Consider the following 16,405-nt stretch of genomic DNA (forward strand, 5'->3'; position numbering starts at 1 on the left):
TCAGACCAGCCCGGCCCAGACTGTTCAGACCAACCCGGCCCGGGCGACCGCACCGGCGAACAACGCGGTGACCGCGGCGCCCATCGTCGGCTGGTCCACTTCCTCCGGATCGACGGAGTGTTCGAGCACGAGGCCGGAGATGAGGGCCATCAGCGAGATGGCCGTGGTGCGCACGTCGAACGTGTCGTCGACTCCCCACTCCCGCGCGCGCTCGCCGATCAACTCGACGAGCCGTCCCCGCAGTTGCCGCCGTTCCCGCAGGTAGGCCTGCGCGATCTGCGGGTCGCGGGCGGCAAGCACACCGAATTCGAGTACCAGCAGCGACCAGCCCGGCTCGCGCACCATCCACGACGCGACGGCCTCGCCGCCCTTGCCAGCGGCGTCCGTCGGGTTCATGCCGGCGATCTCGGCGAGCACCCGTCCCGCGAGTTCGAGTGAGCGCGCCGCGAAGAGTTCGGCGAACATGTCCTGTTTCGACTCGAAGTTCGAGTAGACCGCGCCCTTGGTGAACCCGGCCCGGCGCGCGACCTCGGCGAGCCGGGCCGCACTGAAGCCGCGTTCCGCGAATTCCTCTGCCGCCGCGTCGAGGAGGCGCTGTCGCACGACGTCGCGACCGGGACGCGTCGTCGGCGCCCAATCGGTGTGACGACTGTCCGGTTGACGTTCTTCAGTCACGATACCTAGGGTATTCAATACCTACGGTATCGACAAGGATCGAGGACGTCCGATGACCACCACCGCCAGCGAAACCACCACCCCGGCTCCCGTGCACCACGACAGTCCGGTGTCGAAATACGGCGCGCCCAAGGTGATGACCGCGCTGGTCTTCGGCGTTCTCCTCCTCCAACTCGGCTTCATCCTCAGCTACGTGGCCGCGTTCCATCAGCCCACGCCCCGCGACATCGAGGTCGGTGTCGTCGCCGCGGCGGGACTGCCCTCCGGGACGGACCAGCAGGTCGCCGACCGGCTCGACGCGATCGACGGCAGCCCGCTCCGCGCACGCGTCGTCTCGGACACCGCGGAAGCCCGCCGCCTCCTCCACGACCGTGAGATTCAGGGCGCGTTCGTCGTGAATCCCGTCGGCCCCGACACCCTGATCACGGCGAGCGCGGGCGGCAGTTCCATCTCCAGCGCGCTCGAATCGGTCTTCACCCAGGTGGAGAACAGTCAGGGTCGCCAGTTCACGGTTCGCGACGAGATTCCCGTCGGCGCGCACGACAACCGCGGCCTGTCCGGTTTCTATCTGGCGGTCGGGTGGGTGGTCGGCGGCTACCTGCTCGCGGCGGCGATCGGGCTGTTCATCGGTGCCCCGCGGACGTTGCGTCAGGCGTCGGCGCACACGGCCGTCCTGTTCGGCTACGCCCTGCTCTCGGGCGCTCTCGGCGCCCTGATCACGACGCACGTGCTCGGCACGTTCGCGGGCCACTGGTTCCCGCTATGGCTCCTCGGGGCCGGTGTCGTCTTCGGCACGGCCGCGTTCACGCTCGGTCTGCGCGCCTCGGTCGGCATCCTCGCGGTGCCGCTCGCGATCGCCGTCTTCGTCATCCTGGGTAACCCCAGTGCAGGCGGGGCGTTCGGTTCGAACGTCATCCCCACGTTCTACGCGGCCATCGGACGCTGGATCACCCCCGGCGCGGGTACCGAGGGAATCCGCAGCATCGTGTACTTCGACGACGTGGGGCTGGGGCAGCCCGCACTCGCCCTCGCGCTGTACTCCGCGGTCGGGCTGGGACTGCTGTTCGGGTTCACCGTCCGGCGCCTCCGGAAGCTGGAATCGACTACGCCCCGTTCCGATGTCGTGTCGGAAGACGCTTCTTGATGTCGTTCCAGGGGAATGGACCTACTCTTGGTTCATGCCGACGCCCCTGCACCCCCACGCCGCGCATGTCGCCGAGACTCTGATCGCGCGAGGGCACCATGGGGTGATCGTGACCCAGCCCGACTCCACCCACACCGCGGCCGAGGCGGCGGAGTCCCTGGGGGTCGATGTCGGCGCCATCACCAAGTCGCTGGTGTTCCTTCTGGACGACGACCCGATCCTGCTCCTCGTGTCGGGGGCGCACGAGGTGGATCTGGCGAACACGGGCAAACGTCTGCAGGGAAATCTGACCCAGGCGCCTCTCGACATGGTGCGGATCGCGACCGGGCAGCCGATCGGCGGTATCGCCCCGCTCGGCCATCCCACGAACCTTCCGACCTACGTCGACAACGCCCTGTCGGAGTACGCGGAACTGTGGGCGGCCGCCGGTCACCCGGACACCGTCTTCCGCACGTCGTTCTCGGAGTTGGTCCGGATCACCGCGGGCCTGGCGATCGACGTCGACTGAATCCCGGTCGCTTCCCGCCCTTATAGTTGACGTCAGATCTCGTGAACGAGAGTGACGTGCACGAGCGTGACACAGTGCCCACACGGGCCGACCCGGAGAATGATTTGTCCGACAGAGCCGAGAACGCCGATACCGTCGATGGTTCGGACCTCCCCCGACACCCCGAACTCGCCCCCGGAATCTGTGCGGAGGATTACCGCGCAGCCCTGCGCCGTCACCCGGCGGGCGTCACCATCGTGACCCTCGACTCGGGATCGGGCCCGGTGGGCTTCACCGCATCCTCGTTTTCGTCCGTCTCGCTGGCCCCGCCGCTGGTGTCGTTCAACATCGCGAACACGTCGTCGAGCATCGACGCGCTCCACTCGGCGGGCTCGCTGGTGATCCACCTGCTCGGGGAGCACCAGCAGCACCTGGCTCAGCGCTTCTCACGGAGCGCGGACCAGCGGTTCTCGGACGAGTCGCTGTGGGCGCGGCTCGACACCGGCGAACCGGTGCTGCACGGAACTCCCAGCTGGATGCGGGTCGTCGTGGACCAGTTGATTCCGGTCGGCGACCACACGCTCGTCATCGGCCTCGTCACCCGCGTCCACGCCGAGGCCGACGACGATTCCGCGTCGGCTCCCCTGCTGTATCACGAGGGCCGGTACTACCGGCCCACTCCGCTGGGTTCAGCGAACAACGGCAACTGACCTGGGTCAGGACGCCAGCACCCGTTCGGCGCGGGGCAGGTCGAAGCGGCGCAGCGCCTCGTCCACCGCTTCGGCGGACGTGACGAGGCCCCGCTGCTCCAGCCACGGGAGGGTGCCGTCGACGAGTTGCTCGAGAACCCTGGGCAGCGACAGCGGGAGCAGGGTCACGCCGTCGGCGACGCCGGCGGCCTGGATGTCGGCGATGAGCCCGGCGAGGCCGACCGGAGTTCCGATGTACTGCAACGACACCGGTGTGCGCGGTGCGTCCAGCGCACTGTCGAGGAGGGCCAGCTCCTTGCGCGCGGCGCGAGCTTCTCCGGCGATGAGCACCTCGAGGTCCACCAGGACGGTGACGCTGTCGGGGTCGCGGCCGTCGGCGACGATCTCGGCACGGATCCGAGCGCGCTCCTGCTGCGCCTCACGCAGATCGGCGGCCCGGATCCGGACGACGTTCGGCGGGAACGACGTGAGGTCGAGCTGATCCGTCGAGTCGGCGGTCAGGTCCACCCAGTAGTCGGCGCCGTTGATCGGCCGTGTGCCTGCGGCGCCCTCGGCGGCCGGGTGGTGTCCCGATCCGGTCAGTTCGACGGCGACGCGGAGGGGACGGGAAACGTAGGCATTGTCTCGAGACATAAGGGTTCCTCGGGAATGACGTGTGCGTGTGAATGAAACGGAACGGGAAGACCGGTCAGCTCGAACACATACCCGAGGCGGTTCGGCACAGATCCACATGCCGACGGCACCAGTGAGCAATCATTGTGCTCCCAGCCTGCGATGCCATGCCGTCATACTAGCGCGTCTCGCGAAAAGCGGGTCTCGGGCACCGGATTCCACTGGCCGCTCTCCTTGGCGTAGGCCCAGTTCCGGCCTCCCGCCACCAGGGTGCGCACGGCGTCGACCAGCCGATCCACGTCGTCGGAGCAGCTTCCGAGACCGACGCTCACCCGCACGGCGCCGTCGGGCCTGCCGAGGCGGCCCAGCAGCGGGTGTGCGCAGAAACGTCCGTCGCGAACTCCGATTCCGTGTTCGGCGGACAGGTAGGCGGCGATCTCGCCCGGCTCGAAACCGTCGATCGTGAACGTCACGATTCCCACGGTGTCGGGGGCGTCCGTCCACAGCCGTAGGAACTCCAGTCCGTCGACGGATCCGAGGCCGTCGAGGAGCCTGCCGGTGAGTGCCGCCTCGTGTTCGGCCACCGTGCCGAAGTCCAGTTCGGACAGCGCATCGCACGCGGCGGCGAGGGCCGCGGCGCCGAGCACGTTGGGGGTTCCCGCCTCGTGCCGGGCGGGGGCGGGCGCCCACTGGGTCGATTCGACGGTCACGTTCCGGACCGCGCCGCCGCCCGCGAGGTAGGGCTCGGCGGCGTCGAGCCAGTCCCGGCGGCCCACGAGCACGCCGGCGCCGAACGGGGCGTACAGCTTGTGCCCGGAGAAGGCGAGGTAGTCGACACCCCACTCCTCTACGTCGATGCGACGGTGCGGTGCGAGCTGAGCGGCGTCGACGAGAATCCGTGCGCCGCAACGATGCGCCACCTCGGCGAGGGCGGCGATCGGCAGCACCTCACCGGTGACGTTGGAGGCACCCGTCACCGCGAGCAGGGCGGTGGGCTTGGAGCACAGTTCGGCGACGAGCAGCCGGACGGTCTCGTCAAGGGTGTCCGCGGCCCGCACGACGCGAGAGTCCTTCCACGGCAGCAGGTTCGCGTGGTGTTCGATGTCGAGGACGACGGTGCTGCCGGGAACGCAATTGGCGAGCAGGTTCAGTGAGTCGGTGGTGTTGCGGGTGAACACCACCACCTGGTCGTCGCACGCCCCGACGAACCGGGCCACCGAATCGCGGGCCTTTTCGTAGCACTCGGTCGACACCCGCGAGGCGTAGCCGGCGCCGCGGTGCACACTGGAGTACGTCGGAAGCAGGGCCCCGATACGGTCCGTGACCTGCGCCAACGCGGGAGCACTGGCCGCGTAGTCGAAGTTCACGTAGGTGCAGTCGCCGCCCTGAACGAGCGGAACCCGCAGGTCGGAACCCGAAACCTGAGCCAGGGGGGCAACACACACGTCAGCGGTCAATACAGCAGTCATCACGACATCCCTCGTAGTCAGGGACTCGTCGCAGGGTCGGTGCCCTCTCGGAGTCCGCGCTTGCCGGGTTCGGTATGAACCTCAGCCTGGTCGTCACCCGGAGCACCCCGCCGCGGTGGAGGGTTGCCGACCAGCTAGCCGGGGCTTGACGCTGGTACTCGTGACCTGTTTCGAAGATTGCAGGATCGGCGCGTAGTTGTCAACCCGACACCGGGAGGGTCCGGAATCCGGGTCCGACGATTTGCGCCAGTTGGGGGTGACCCCGAGCAGCGGGGCGAGCTGATTCGCAATCGGGTTGAGGTCCAGCTTGTTCGGGTCCTTCTTGGGGGTGGAGTCCCACGGTTGAACGGTGGCGGGGTCGCCGAACACGATCCGGTTCGCGCTGCGGACGCCGGTGAGACTGCCCTGCGGGGCCGCGCAGGTGGCGGCGGTGTTCTGCGGGAAGCCCTGCTGCGTGTCGTCGAAGTTCGGATCCTGGCGCTTCATCTCCTGGAGGATCGCTTGGGTGCCCTCGTACCCGACCCCTTTCCGTCGAATGCCGCGCCGAGTTCCGTCACGACGGCGTGGAGCGCGTCGACCGGTTCGCCACAACGGCTTTCGCGGATGCGTGAATGTCGGGCGCGCTCTTGTCGATCCTCAATTCGACGACGACGCCGTCCGCCGCGAGGGGCATGGTCCCCGACGCGACCGACCGGCACGCCGCGGTAGGCGACTTCGGCGTTGGTGAAGATGTCGCCCGACGTCTCCAGTTCGAGGTTCACGGCGCATTCGCCGAAGCCGAGGAGGTTGTCGAGGCGTTGGCACCCACGTAGACGAGCCCCATGACGGCGACGAGTACGAAGCCGATCAGCTGCCACCGGATCACGAGACGGCGGCGGTGGTGGCGGCAGACACAGGCACTCCGATGACCGGTGAATAAGTGAGACTATCGGTCACACATATATCTAGTCCGGTCGCCGGAGCAGCGCAAACTCCGCGCCGCTCGCGGTGGTGCACGTCACCGTCGGGTCTTGACTGAATTTTCAGTTTGGAATATGTTCGATACCCAACAGGACGTGATACCGGTCACCTCCGCCCCGAATGTGAGGTCCGCAGTGTCCACGAATCTCGACCCGACGATGCCCCTCGACGACACCGCCCCCTCCCCGCCGGAGGACCGGTTCGGACACGTCGAGACGATCGGCGTCGAGTACATCCCCGAATCGGAACGCGATTCGCGACCGCTCAACATGCTCGCGGTGTTCTTCGGCGGCAATCTGGCGTTCTCCGTGATCGTGTTCGGCTGGCTCCCCATCACATTCGGGCTCAGCTTCGGCAGCGCGCTGGCGGCCAGCGCGATCGGCATCGGGCTGGGGACGCTCCTCATCGCTCCCCTGTCGCTCCTGGGCCCGCGCACCGGCACGAACAACACCGTGTCGAGTGGTGCGCACTTCGGAGTGAGCGGACGGATGATCGGGTCAGGGCTCACCCTCCTCTTCGCCCTCGCGTACGCCGCGATCGCGGTCTGGACGTCGGGCGACGCACTGATCGCCGCCGCCCACCGCCTGTTCGGCACACCGGTCGACAACGGCATGCTCGCACTCGGCTACGGCATCATCGCCGCCGAGATCGTGGCCGTCGCACTGTTCGGCCACGGCACGGTGGTCGCGCTCCAGAAGTTCGTGCTGCCCATCGTCGCGGCCCTGCTCCTGCTGGGGGTCTTCGCATTCGGTGGCCACTTCGACGGCGGAGCGGGCAGCGGCGACTACCTGCTCGGCGGATTCTGGCCCACCTGGATTCTGGCCGTGGTCCTCGCCGTCGGCGGTCCGCTGTCCTACGCCCCGACGCTCGGCGACTACAGCAGGCGGATCTCCCGGGTGCGGTTCAGCGACCGTTCGATCGTCGCGGCCACCATGGCCGGCATCTTCTTCGGATTGTTCCTGACCGCGGCGTTCGGTTCGTTCACCGCATCGACGTTCACCACGCTGAGCGACTCCTACGTCGCCGACCTGGTGGCGGAGGCTCCCGGCTGGTACGTGCTGCCGATCGTGCTCGTCGCCCTCGCGGGCGGACTCGGCCAGGGCGTCCTCAACGTCTACGCCAGCGGACTCGACCTGGAGGCGCTGATCCCCCGGTTGCGCCGCGTCCACACGACGCTGATCACGTCGGCGCTCGCGGTGGCCCTGCTCTACATCGGCGTCTTCGTCGTCGACGCCGTCGATTCGATCACGGCGATGACGTTGGTGCTCAACGGTTTCGCCGCTCCGTGGGTGGCGATCAACGTCGCCGGCTTCCTGGTTGCGCGGCGCGGGCAGTACGACGCCGTCGATCTCCAGGTCTTCAACCTGGGCCGGAGGGGTGGGCGGTACTGGTTCACCGGCGGCTGGAATCTGCGCGCCGTCATCCCCTGGGCGGCCGGATCGCTGTTCGGCCTGCTCGCGGTCGACACGTCGCTGTACTCCGGGCCGCTTGCCGACATCGCGCACGGTGTCGATGTCAGTCTGATCGGATCGTCGGTCATCGCCGTGGCCGGCTACCTCGTCGCGCTGCGACTGTGGCCCGAACACGTGGCCCCGGTCGAGGCGCCGTCGTCCTAGCGCGACACGAACCGAAGGAGATCCCCGATGAGCGAGCGACGCGACGCGATTCTGAAGGCCAGCGCGACGGCCATTGCCCAGCGAGGTATCCGCGGGCTGCGCGTCAACGATGTCGCGGAGGTCGCGGGAGTCTCGCCGGGACTGCTGTACTACCACTTCAAGGATCGCATCGGCCTGCTCGAGGCCGCCCTGAACTACATCAACGACCGTGCCCGCGACTACCGCAGCGAGGGCGAGGGGTCCGCGGACTCCGCACGCGACCGGCTCACCCGCTCGCTCCTCGGCGAGATCCAGGACCGCCCCGAGGTCGTGGAGAACTCGCTGGCCTGGAACGAGTTACGCGCTTCCGCCGTGTACGAGGAGGCGCTGCGGGAGCCTCTCGCCCGGACCACCGCCGCGTGGGTCGCGGAGATCGCCGACGCGATCACGCAGGCGCAGGCCACCGGCGAGATCTCCCCCTCCCTCGACCCCCGGCGCACCGCGGTCACGATGACCGCCCTCGTCGAAGGACTGTCCGGACGGTGGCTCTGCAAGGAGATCTCCACCGAGGACGCCCGCTCCCATCTGCTCGGCGCGATCGACGTCGTGATGTCCGAGCCCACCGACCGCACCACCGACAACCCCGTCACCACCAGAACGAAGGAAAAACGATGACCATCCGCACGATCACCGCGCTGCCCGCACCCGCCTCCCCCGCACGTTCCACGGCCACCGCCCGCACTCCGCTGCGGGTCGGGTTGGTGCAGCACCGCTGGCGCGCCGACGCGGACGCATTGCGCACCGCGTTGACCGACGCGATCGGTGAGGCGGCGGCCCTCGGCGCGGAAGTGGTGTTCCTGCCGGAACTCACGCTGTCGAAGTACCCCGCCGACACCCGCGCGACCGGCACACCCGGACGCGACGCCGAGGACCTCACGACCGGACCCACCTACACGTTCGCGGCCGCCGCCGCTGCCCGCCACCAGGTCTGCGTCCACGCCTCGCTGTACGAGAAGGCCGACGGCCCGGACGGTCTCGGTTTCAACACCGCCATCCTCGTGTCCCCGTCCGGCGAACTGCTCTCCCGGACACGCAAGCTGCACATCCCCGTCAGCGCGGGATACTACGAGGACACCTACTTCCGCGGCGGCCCCGCCGACGACGCCTACCCCGTCTACCGGCCGGCCGAACTGGGCGGCGCCGCCCTCGGACTGCCGACGTGCTGGGACGAGTGGTTCCCCGAGGTGTCCCGGATGTACTCGCTCGGCGGCGCGGAGATCCTCGTCTACCCGACCGCGATCGGGTCCGAGCCGAGCTTCCCGGCGTTCGACACGCAGCCGATCTGGCAGCACGTGATCGTCGGAAACGGCATCACCAGTGGAACATTCATGGTGGTCCCGAACCGGTGCGGCAACGAGGGCGGCATCGACTTCTACGGTTCCTCCTTCATCTCCGACCCGTACGGCCGGGTGCTGGTGTCCGCTCCCCGCGACGAGGAAGCGGTCCTGGTGGCCGACCTCGACCTCGATCAGCGCAAGGACTGGCTCGACCTCTTCCCGTTCCTGACCACCCGCAGGCCGGACACGTACACCCGGCTCACGGACGCCGTCGACCACGAGCACCCCTACGGCCTCCCGTCGACGGTCGCCGCCGCGGAGACCCGGTCATGACCTGGCGGATGCCCAGCGAGACGGAACCGCAGGAGCGGGTCTGGATGGCGTTTCCGCCCCTCGGGGCGTCGATGACCGCGACGGTCGACGACGCCCACGAGGCGCGGACCGCGTGGGCGGCCGTCGCCCACGCGATCGCCGAATTCGAACCGGTCACCATGGTCGTCGATCCGGCAGACCGGAACGTCGCCCGGCAGTACCTGTCCCCGGACATCGACGTGGTCGAGGCGCCCCTCGACGACGCCTGGATGCGCGACATCGGTCCCACGTTCGTCCTCGACGAGGAGGACCGTCTCGGTGCCGTCGACTGGGTGTTCAACGGCTGGGGACAGCAGGAGTGGGCCACCTGGGACCGCGACCGGTCGATCGGCGCGGCCGTCACGGCGTGGTCGGGCGCCCGGCCGGTCCCGTCGTCGATGGTCAACGAGGGCGGCGGAATTCAGGTGGACGGCCACGGAACCGTGCTCGTCACCGAGACGGTGCAACTCGACCCGCTGCGCAACCCCGGCCTGGACGCGGCGGGTGTCGAGGCGGAACTCGCGCGCACGATCGGCGCCGAGCACGTCGTCTGGCTGCCGCGCGGCCTGACCCGGGATTCCGAGAAGTTCGGCACCAAGGGGCACGTCGACATCGTGGCGGCCCTGCCCGCGCCAGGGGTGGTCCTGGTGCACTGCCAGCGCGACCCGTCCCACCCCGACCACGAGGTGACCGCCGAGATCCTGAAGGTGCTGTCCGACAGCCGTGACCGGTCCGGTGCGCCGTGGCGGATCGTCGAGGTGCCCGCGCCGACCATCCTGCGTGACGAGGAGGGGTGGGTCGACTACAGCTACATCAACCATCTCGTCGTCAACGGCGGCGTCATCGCGTGCGGCTTCGACGACCCCCACGACGCCCTCGCCCGGGACATCCTGTCGAGCGTCTACCCGGGTCGCCGCGTCGTCACCGTCGATGCCCGGCAGATCTTCGCGCGGGGCGGCGGCATCCACTGCATCACCCAGCATCAGCCTCGCGGGCGGATCTGACGGGCAGCGGTTTCGCCGTCCACTTCCGTGAGCCGCCGGGTCAGGAAACGCCGGGTCGGTTCGTTCGCCGCCAATCCGATCGCGGCGCGGTACTCCACGCTCGCCTCCGCCGGCCTGCCCGCTCGGCGCAGCAGGTCGGCGCGGGTGGCGTGCAGGGTGTGTGTCCGGGCGAGCCTCGGCTCCCCGGCCAGCGCGTCCACCTCGGCGAGACCGGCGTCGGGACTGTCCCGGAAACTCACGGCCACAGCGTGATTGAGACGAACCGCGGGCGAGTCACCATACGCGGCGAGCTCGTCGTATCCGGCGACGACGGTGCCCCAGTCGGTGGCTTCCCAGTTCGGCGCCGTCGCGTGGGCGGCGGCAATCGTGGCCTGCGCGCTGTACGGACCGCCGCCCCGGCGCCGGGCAGCCCGCAGGCACACGACGCCTTCCTCGATCTTCGCCCGGTCCCACCGCCTGCGGTCCTGGCATTCGAGGGGGACGAGATCACCGGCGGCGTCGGTGCGCTGGGCTCGCCTGCTGTCGTGGAACAGCATGAGCGCCATCAACGCCCACGCCTCACCCTCGTCCGGCATCAGTTCGCACAACAGCCGGCCGAGCCGCAGCGCCTCCTCGCAGAGTTCGTCGCGGATCGCGGTGTCACCGGACGTGGCCGAATAGCCCTCGGTGAACACCAGGTAGATGCAGGCGAGCACCTGCGGGGTGCGCTCGGGCAGCAGATGGTCGGGCGGAACCCGGAACGGGATCCCCGCCGTCCGGATCTTGGCCTTGGCGCGGCTGAGCCGTTGGGACACGGTCGGTTCCGGGGCGAGGAACAACCGGGCGATCTCCGCGGGCCGCAACCCGGCCACCAGCCGGAGCGTCAACGCCACCTGCGACTCCGAGGACAGCGCGGGATGGCAGCACGTGAACATGAGCCGCAACTGGTCGTCACGCACCGGCCACACCTCTTCCTCGTCGGGAGGCGGAACGAGTCGCGCCGCATCGTGCTCCTTGTCGCCGCGCAGCGACTCCCGGCGCAACCGGTCCAGTGCCCGGTTGCGGGCGACGGTCGTGATCCAGGCGCCCGGGTTGTTCGGCACACCCGAATCCGGCCAGCTGCGGATCGCCTCGGCGAACGCCTCCTGCACCGCGTCTTCCGCGAGGGACAGGTCGCCGACCATCCGTGCCACGGTGGCCAGCGCCCGCCCGGACTCCTCCCGGAAGACGCGGCTCAGAGTGTCGCCGTCCATCACTCGGCGTCGGCGACGATCTGCCGGAGTTCGATGCACCCTTTCGGCGACACCGGGATCTTCGCCGCCAGCGCGATCGCGCTCTCCCGGTCGTCGGCAGCCAGCACGTACAGACCGTTCGCGACCTCCGCGGTCTCGGCGAACGGTCCGTCGGTGAGCAGAAGTTCGCCGTCCCGGACGCGGATCGTCGTCGCGGAGTCCGGCGGATACAGGGCCCCGCCGCCGCGGACCGCAGACCCGGCGACGCGTCCGAACTGCTCGTGCTCGGCCATCCCCTCGTCCCATTGGGGTGTGCCCGGCGACACGGCCGCCCCCACCGGTTCACGAAGCAGCGCCAGCCAACAGCCCTTCTGATCCGTCACGGCCATCCACTCGAACATCGGCCACAGTTCGACGGAACCCTCGGAGGCCTCCGGGATGCGGCGCGCGTGTTCGAGCACCTCGTCCAGGTCCGAACCCTCGAGGACGTAGAAGCCGCCGATCACCTCCGCCGTCTCCGCGAACGGACCGTCCGTGATCAGCGCACGGCCGTCCTCGTTCCGGATGGTCGCCGCCTCCGCGCTGGGGTACAGCGCCCCACCGCCGACGAGCGCGGAGCCCGCCCCATCCCAGGACGCCTGGTGACGTCCCATCGCCACAGCGAACTCCGGACTGTCCGGTCCCCATTCGGTGGCGTTCTTCTCGCCCGCCAGCAATGCCAGGTAGTACATGACGTCATCCTTCCTCGATTCGAGGGAACCCGGGTGCTCCCTCTGACCAGACGACGAAGAAAAGGAGCGAACTTCTACATCCGCGGCGAGAAACCTCCAACAGCAGGTGAAGAATGGTCGAAGGAGCCCTACCGAACACCAACTGTTCACCATCTGTCCACTTGATCGTGAGATAACGAGCCGTACGCACCACTACCCGCTCAGAGAAGGAATCCTGGATTGTCTCTCCAGTCGCCGACGGATTCGGACCTGTCGCTCCGTATACCCCGGGAATTCCTCCGCCGTGAATTCGCACCGGCGCCGCGCACCCTCGTCGACATCCTGTTCGCGACAGCGGAGGCGAGCCCCGAAGCCCCCGCGATCGACGACGGCACCACGTCGCTGACGTACCAGGAACTGCTCGAGGAGATCCGGCAGACCGCCGACGTCCTCGCCGAATCGGGGGTCGGGGCCGGCGATCGCGTCGGAATCCGGATGCCGTCCGGCTCGTGCTCGCTGTACGTCGCCATCCTGTCGACCCTCGCCGTCGGCGCCGCCTACGTGCCGGTCGACGCGGACGACCCCGAGGAACGCGCCGAACTCGTGTTCGGCGAGGCGCAGGTGCGGTGCGTGGTGACCGGCGCCGGGATCGTCGCCGGCACCGCACCGGTCAGGGCGGAAGCGCCGAGCGCCCGCCCGCCGACCGTCGACGACGACGCCTGGATCATCTTCACGTCCGGTTCCACCGGCACCCCCAAGGGTGTCGCGGTGAACCATCGCAACGCGGCCGCGTTCGTGGACGCCGAGGCCCGGATGTTCCTGCAGGAAGACCCGATCCGGCCCGGCGACCGGGTGCTCGCCGGACTGTCGGTGGCGTTCGACGCGTCCTGCGAGGAGATGTGGCTGGCGTGGCGTCACGGCGCCTGCCTCGTTCCCGCACCCCGGTCGCTGGTGCGCAGCGGCATGGATCTTGGCCCGTGGCTCGTCGCCCGCGACGTCAGCATCGTCTCGACGGTGCCGACCCTGGCATCGCTGTGGCCCGCCGAGGCCCTCGAGGCCGTGCGCCTGCTGATCTTCGGCGGCGAGGCCTGCCCGCCCGAACTGGCCGAACGCCTCGCCGTCGACGGCCGCGAGGTGTGGAACACGTACGGGCCCACCGAGGCGACCGTCGTGGCCTGCGGCGCCCTGATGGACGGCCGGAGCCCCGTCAGCATCGGCCTCCCGCTGGACGGCTGGGATCTCGCCGTCGTCGACGCAGCAGGCGAACCCGTGCCCGAGGGCGAGGTCGGCGAACTGGTCATCGGCGGTGTAGGCCTCGCCCGCTACCTCGACCCAGCGAAAGACGCGGAGAAGTACGCCCCGATGCCGACGCTCGGCTGGGATCGGGCCTACCGGAGCGGCGACCTGGTCCGCCTCGACACGCGCGGACTCCTGTTCCAGGGCCGCGCGGACGACCAGGTGAAACTCGGCGGCAGGCGGATCGAGCTGGGCGAGGTCGACAACGCGTTGCAGAACCTCCCCGGCGTCGGCGGTGCGGCGGCGGCCGTGCGCCGGACCGGTGCCGGTCATCAGATCCTCGTCGGCTACCTGGCCAGCACCAACCCCGACTTCGACCTCAAGGCCGCGCACACCACGCTCACCGGCCAACTTCCGGCTGCGTTGGTCCCGCGGCTGGTGCTGGTCGACGAACTCCCCACCCGCACGTCGGGGAAGGTCGACCGGAACGCCCTTCCCTGGCCGCCGCCGGGCGTCGACGACGCCGCGGAGAAGCTGGGCCTCGAGGGCACTCCGGCGTGGGTCGCCGAGTTGTGGACGTCGATTCTCGGCGCCGAGATCACCGGAACCGACGACGACTTCTTCGAACTCGGCGGCGGTTCTCTTTCCGCCGCCCAGCTGGTCACGGCGCTGCGCGAACGGTTCCCCGAGGTGACGGTCGCGCAACTCTACGACCATCCGCGGCTCGGTTCGCTCGCCGAATACCTCGACGAACTGGCGCCGATCGACGCCGTCGAACCCCGCATCGTCACCCCCACTCCGCGGCGAAGCCAGCTCGCGCAGATCGCGGCGACGGTCCCGCTCACCACGCTCACCGGTCTGCAATGGGTGACGTGGCTGGCCATCGCGAACAACGTCTTCTCCTGGTTCACGACCGTGTCCTGGGCGCCCACGGTGTCGTGGTGGTGGATTCTGCTCGCGTTCTTCGCGTTCATCAGTCCGGTCGGGCGGATGGCGATCTCGGTGCTCGGTTCACGGATCCTGCTGCGCGGACTCGAACCGGGAACGTATCCCCGAGGCGGCAGCGAACACCTGCGACTGTGGGTGGCGCTGCGCCTCACCGAGGCCAGCGGCGCCGCGAACCTGTCCGGGGCCCCGTGGATGCTCTACTACGCGCGGGCGCTCGGCGCCGACGTCGGCAAGGGCGTCGACCTGCACACCCTGCCACCGGTCACCGGGATGCTCGAACTCGGCGACGGCTGCTCGGTCGAACCGGAGGTCGACCTGTCCGGGCACTGGGTGGACGGCGACGTCGTCCACATCGGCGCGATCAAGATCGGTCCCGGCGCCTCGGTCGGTGCGCGATCGACGCTGCTCCCCGGCGCCACCATCGGCCGTAACGCCGAGGTCGAGGCCGGTTCCGCGGTGTTCGGACGCGTCAAGGCCAATCAGCACTGGGCTGGTTCACCGGCGGTCAAGGTCGGCAAGGCGGTCCACCCGTGGCCCGAGGAGACCCCACGCCGCGCGGCCTACTGGGTTCCCGCGTTCGGCGTGACGTCGATGCTCATCGCCGGTCTGCCGATCTTCGCCCTGATCGCAGGCATCGTGATCGTCGGGTGGTGGATCCGCGACGCGGGCACGGTCGGGGCGGCCGCACTGCAGTCGCTGGTGATCCTTCCCGCCGCGACGCTCGTCAGCCTCCTCGTGTTCGCCGTTCTCACGGTGGTGTCCGTCCGACTGCTGTCGATCGGATTGCACGAGGGCTACCACCCGGTCCGCAGTCGCGTCGGCTGGCAGGTGTGGGCCACCGAACGACTCATGGACTCGGCCCGCACGTTCCTGTTCCCGCTGTACGCGAGCCTGCTGACTCCGGGGTGGCTGCGGTTGCTCGGCGCCCGGATCGGCAAGAACGTGGAAGCGTCGACCGTTCTCATGCTGCCGAAGTTCACGACCGTGGCGGACGGCGCGTTCCTCGCCGACGACACGATGATCGCGAGTTACGAACTCGGCGGCGGCTGGATGCACATCGAACACGCGAAGGTCGGCAAGCGCGCGTTCCTCGGCAACTCCGGCATGACCGGTCCGGGCCGCCGGGTCCCCAAGAACGGTCTCGTCGCGGTGCTCTCGGCCACGCCGTCGAAGGCTAAATCCGGTTCCTCCTGGCTGGGCAGTCCCCCCGTCCGCCTCCGCCGGGCGCCCGGCGACACCGACGCCTCCCGCACGTTCCGCCCGCCGTTCCGGCTCAAGGTCGCCCGTGCCGTCGTCGAAACGTGCCGTCTCCTTCCCGTGATCGTGACGTTCGGGATCGGGCTCGGCGTGCTGTTCGCGCTGGAGGTGATGGCCGGCCGCGTCGGTTTCTGGCTCGCCGCGCTGGCCAGCGGACTCGTCCTCCTCGTCGCGGGTGCGGCCGCCGGACTGATCTCCGTGGTCGCGAAGTGGCTGGTGGTGGGTCGGATCGGGAAGATCGAACACCCGCTGTGGAGTTCGTTCGTGTGGCGGAACGAGGTGTCGGACGCGTTCGTGGAGACCGTCGCCGCACCCTGGTTCGCTCGGGCCGCCACCGGCACCGCCGTCCTGAACGTCTGGTTGCGGGGTCTCGGCGCCACCATCGGCAAGGGTGTGTGGTGTGAAACCTATTGGCTCCCCGAGGCCGATCTCGTGACGCTGGGCGACGGAGCGACCGTGGAACGGGGGTGCGTGGTGCAGACTCACCTGTTCCATGATCGGATCATGTCCATGGACACCGTCATCCTCGGAGCCGGAGCCACCCTCGGTCCGCACTGTGTCGCGCTGCCCGCCGCCCGGATCGGCGAAGGCGGCACGGTTGGACCGGCCTCCCTCGTCATGCGCGGCGACACCGTGCCGCCGTCCACGCGCTGGCAGGGGAACCCGATCGCCCCCTGGGCGGCCACGTGAAGTCCGACA

14 protein-coding genes, 1 pseudogene and 1 riboswitch are annotated in these 16,405 nt (G+C 69.3%); of the genes and pseudogenes, 8 read left to right on the top strand and 7 right to left on the bottom strand.

All coding sequences use genetic code 11. The annotated features are described in order from the left end of the window. Positions 1–24: 24 nt before the first annotated feature. The gene (locus tag JWS13_RS21165) at positions 25–603 is read right to left on the bottom strand and encodes a TetR/AcrR family transcriptional regulator (RefSeq protein WP_206011678.1); all 579 of its coding nucleotides are present in this window, start codon (positions 601–603) and stop codon (positions 25–27) included. Between the two features lie 124 nt (positions 604–727). Here JWS13_RS21165 and JWS13_RS21170 point away from each other — a divergent pair, with 124 nt between their 5' ends. The 3 genes from JWS13_RS21170 (at position 728) to dszD (ending at position 3,016) form a co-directional block, all read left to right on the top strand. Further along, entirely contained in the window at positions 728–1,819 is a 1,092-nt protein-coding gene (locus JWS13_RS21170) for a hypothetical protein (protein WP_206007350.1), read from the top strand. Positions 1,820–1,853: 34 nt separating this feature from the next. After that, on the top strand, positions 1,854–2,327 hold the full coding sequence (locus JWS13_RS21175; protein WP_072947342.1) for a YbaK/EbsC family protein: 474 nt from the start codon (positions 1,854–1,856) through the stop codon (positions 2,325–2,327). A gap of 104 nt (positions 2,328–2,431) precedes the next feature. Continuing rightward, positions 2,432–3,016 carry an NADH:FMN oxidoreductase DszD gene (dszD, locus tag JWS13_RS21180; protein ID WP_087559824.1) on the top strand — a complete coding sequence of 195 codons (585 nt, stop codon included), beginning with the start codon at positions 2,432–2,434 and terminating at the stop codon, positions 3,014–3,016. Positions 3,017–3,022: 6 nt separating this feature from the next. Here the strand turns inward: dszD and JWS13_RS21185 are convergent, their stop codons facing one another. The 4 genes and pseudogenes from JWS13_RS21185 to JWS13_RS21195 form a co-directional block, all read right to left on the bottom strand. Then, positions 3,023–3,649 (bottom strand): LLM class oxidoreductase, encoded by a 627-nt coding sequence (locus JWS13_RS21185; RefSeq protein ID WP_206007351.1) that lies wholly within the window; start codon positions 3,647–3,649, stop codon positions 3,023–3,025. A 55-nt stretch (positions 3,650–3,704) separates the two neighbouring features. Further along, the gene (locus tag JWS13_RS46470; RefSeq protein ID WP_368680942.1) at positions 3,705–3,797 is read right to left on the bottom strand and encodes a putative leader peptide; all 93 of its coding nucleotides are present in this window, start codon (positions 3,795–3,797) and stop codon (positions 3,705–3,707) included. 4 nt (positions 3,798–3,801) lie between these two features. After that, positions 3,802–5,097, bottom strand: a complete 1,296-nt coding sequence (locus tag JWS13_RS21190; RefSeq protein ID WP_206007352.1) for an aminotransferase class V-fold PLP-dependent enzyme — start codon at positions 5,095–5,097, stop codon at positions 3,802–3,804. A gap of 51 nt (positions 5,098–5,148) precedes the next feature. Beyond that, a riboswitch (SAM riboswitch) is annotated at positions 5,149–5,263 on the bottom strand. Between the two features lie 83 nt (positions 5,264–5,346). Next, positions 5,347–5,920, bottom strand: a pseudogene (locus JWS13_RS21195) (MlaD family protein); the annotation flags it as partial. 271 nt (positions 5,921–6,191) lie between these two features. On the opposite strand from JWS13_RS21195, the gene JWS13_RS21200 reads away from it, so the two are divergent. The 4 genes from JWS13_RS21200 to JWS13_RS21215 are packed head-to-tail and all read left to right on the top strand — an operon-like array spanning position 6,192 to position 10,344. Then, complete coding sequence (locus JWS13_RS21200; protein ID WP_206007353.1) at positions 6,192–7,673, top strand: purine-cytosine permease family protein; 1,482 nt, start codon at positions 6,192–6,194, stop codon at positions 7,671–7,673. Between the two features lie 27 nt (positions 7,674–7,700). Next, on the top strand, positions 7,701–8,327 hold the full coding sequence (locus JWS13_RS21205) for a TetR/AcrR family transcriptional regulator (protein ID WP_206007354.1): 627 nt from the start codon (positions 7,701–7,703) through the stop codon (positions 8,325–8,327). Then, on the top strand, positions 8,324–9,322 hold the full coding sequence (locus tag JWS13_RS21210; RefSeq protein ID WP_206007355.1) for a nitrilase-related carbon-nitrogen hydrolase: 999 nt from the start codon (positions 8,324–8,326) through the stop codon (positions 9,320–9,322). The genes JWS13_RS21205 and JWS13_RS21210 overlap by 4 nt, the downstream gene beginning before the upstream one ends. Beyond that, the gene (locus JWS13_RS21215) at positions 9,319–10,344 is read left to right on the top strand and encodes an agmatine deiminase family protein (protein WP_206007356.1); all 1,026 of its coding nucleotides are present in this window, start codon (positions 9,319–9,321) and stop codon (positions 10,342–10,344) included. The genes JWS13_RS21210 and JWS13_RS21215 overlap by 4 nt, the downstream gene beginning before the upstream one ends. Here JWS13_RS21215 and JWS13_RS21220 read toward each other — a convergent pair. Both JWS13_RS21220 and JWS13_RS21225 read right to left on the bottom strand, forming a co-directional pair. Beyond that, on the bottom strand, positions 10,323–11,576 hold the full coding sequence (locus tag JWS13_RS21220; RefSeq protein WP_206007357.1) for an RNA polymerase sigma factor: 1,254 nt from the start codon (positions 11,574–11,576) through the stop codon (positions 10,323–10,325). The genes JWS13_RS21215 and JWS13_RS21220 overlap by 22 nt on opposite strands. Continuing rightward, on the bottom strand, positions 11,576–12,286 hold the full coding sequence (locus JWS13_RS21225) for a YciI family protein (RefSeq protein WP_206007358.1): 711 nt from the start codon (positions 12,284–12,286) through the stop codon (positions 11,576–11,578). The genes JWS13_RS21220 and JWS13_RS21225 overlap by 1 nt, the downstream gene beginning before the upstream one ends. 219 nt (positions 12,287–12,505) lie before the next feature. Here JWS13_RS21225 and JWS13_RS21230 point away from each other — a divergent pair, with 219 nt between their 5' ends. Beyond that, positions 12,506–16,396 (top strand): Pls/PosA family non-ribosomal peptide synthetase, encoded by a 3,891-nt coding sequence (locus JWS13_RS21230; RefSeq protein ID WP_206007359.1) that lies wholly within the window; start codon positions 12,506–12,508, stop codon positions 16,394–16,396. Positions 16,397–16,405: the final 9 nt, after the last annotated feature.

This window comes from Rhodococcus pseudokoreensis, from assembly GCF_017068395.1.
GTDB classification, from domain to species: domain Bacteria; phylum Actinomycetota; class Actinomycetes; order Mycobacteriales; family Mycobacteriaceae; genus Rhodococcus_F; species Rhodococcus_F pseudokoreensis.

Excerpts from the sequence above, each read along its gene's own strand:
- JWS13_RS21185 (WP_206007351.1), bottom strand. The coding sequence starts at position 3,649 with ATGTCTCGAGACAATGCCTACGTTTCCCGTCCCCTCCGCGTCGCCGTC.
- JWS13_RS21215 (WP_206007356.1), top strand. The coding sequence starts at position 9,319 with ATGACCTGGCGGATGCCCAGCGAGACGGAACCGCAGGAGCGGGTCTGG.
- JWS13_RS46470 (WP_368680942.1), bottom strand. The coding sequence starts at position 3,797 with ATGGCATCGCAGGCTGGGAGCACAATGATTGCTCACTGGTGCCGTCGG.
- JWS13_RS21225 (WP_206007358.1), bottom strand. The coding sequence starts at position 12,286 with ATGTACTACCTGGCATTGCTGGCGGGCGAGAAGAACGCCACCGAATGG.
- JWS13_RS21190 (WP_206007352.1), bottom strand. The coding sequence starts at position 5,097 with ATGACTGCTGTATTGACCGCTGACGTGTGTGTTGCCCCCCTGGCTCAG.
- JWS13_RS21210 (WP_206007355.1), top strand. The coding sequence starts at position 8,324 with ATGACCATCCGCACGATCACCGCGCTGCCCGCACCCGCCTCCCCCGCA.
- JWS13_RS21220 (WP_206007357.1), bottom strand. The coding sequence starts at position 11,576 with ATGGACGGCGACACTCTGAGCCGCGTCTTCCGGGAGGAGTCCGGGCGG.
- JWS13_RS21175 (WP_072947342.1), top strand. The coding sequence starts at position 1,854 with ATGCCGACGCCCCTGCACCCCCACGCCGCGCATGTCGCCGAGACTCTG.
- JWS13_RS21205 (WP_206007354.1), top strand. The coding sequence starts at position 7,701 with ATGAGCGAGCGACGCGACGCGATTCTGAAGGCCAGCGCGACGGCCATT.
- JWS13_RS21170 (WP_206007350.1), top strand. The coding sequence starts at position 728 with ATGACCACCACCGCCAGCGAAACCACCACCCCGGCTCCCGTGCACCAC.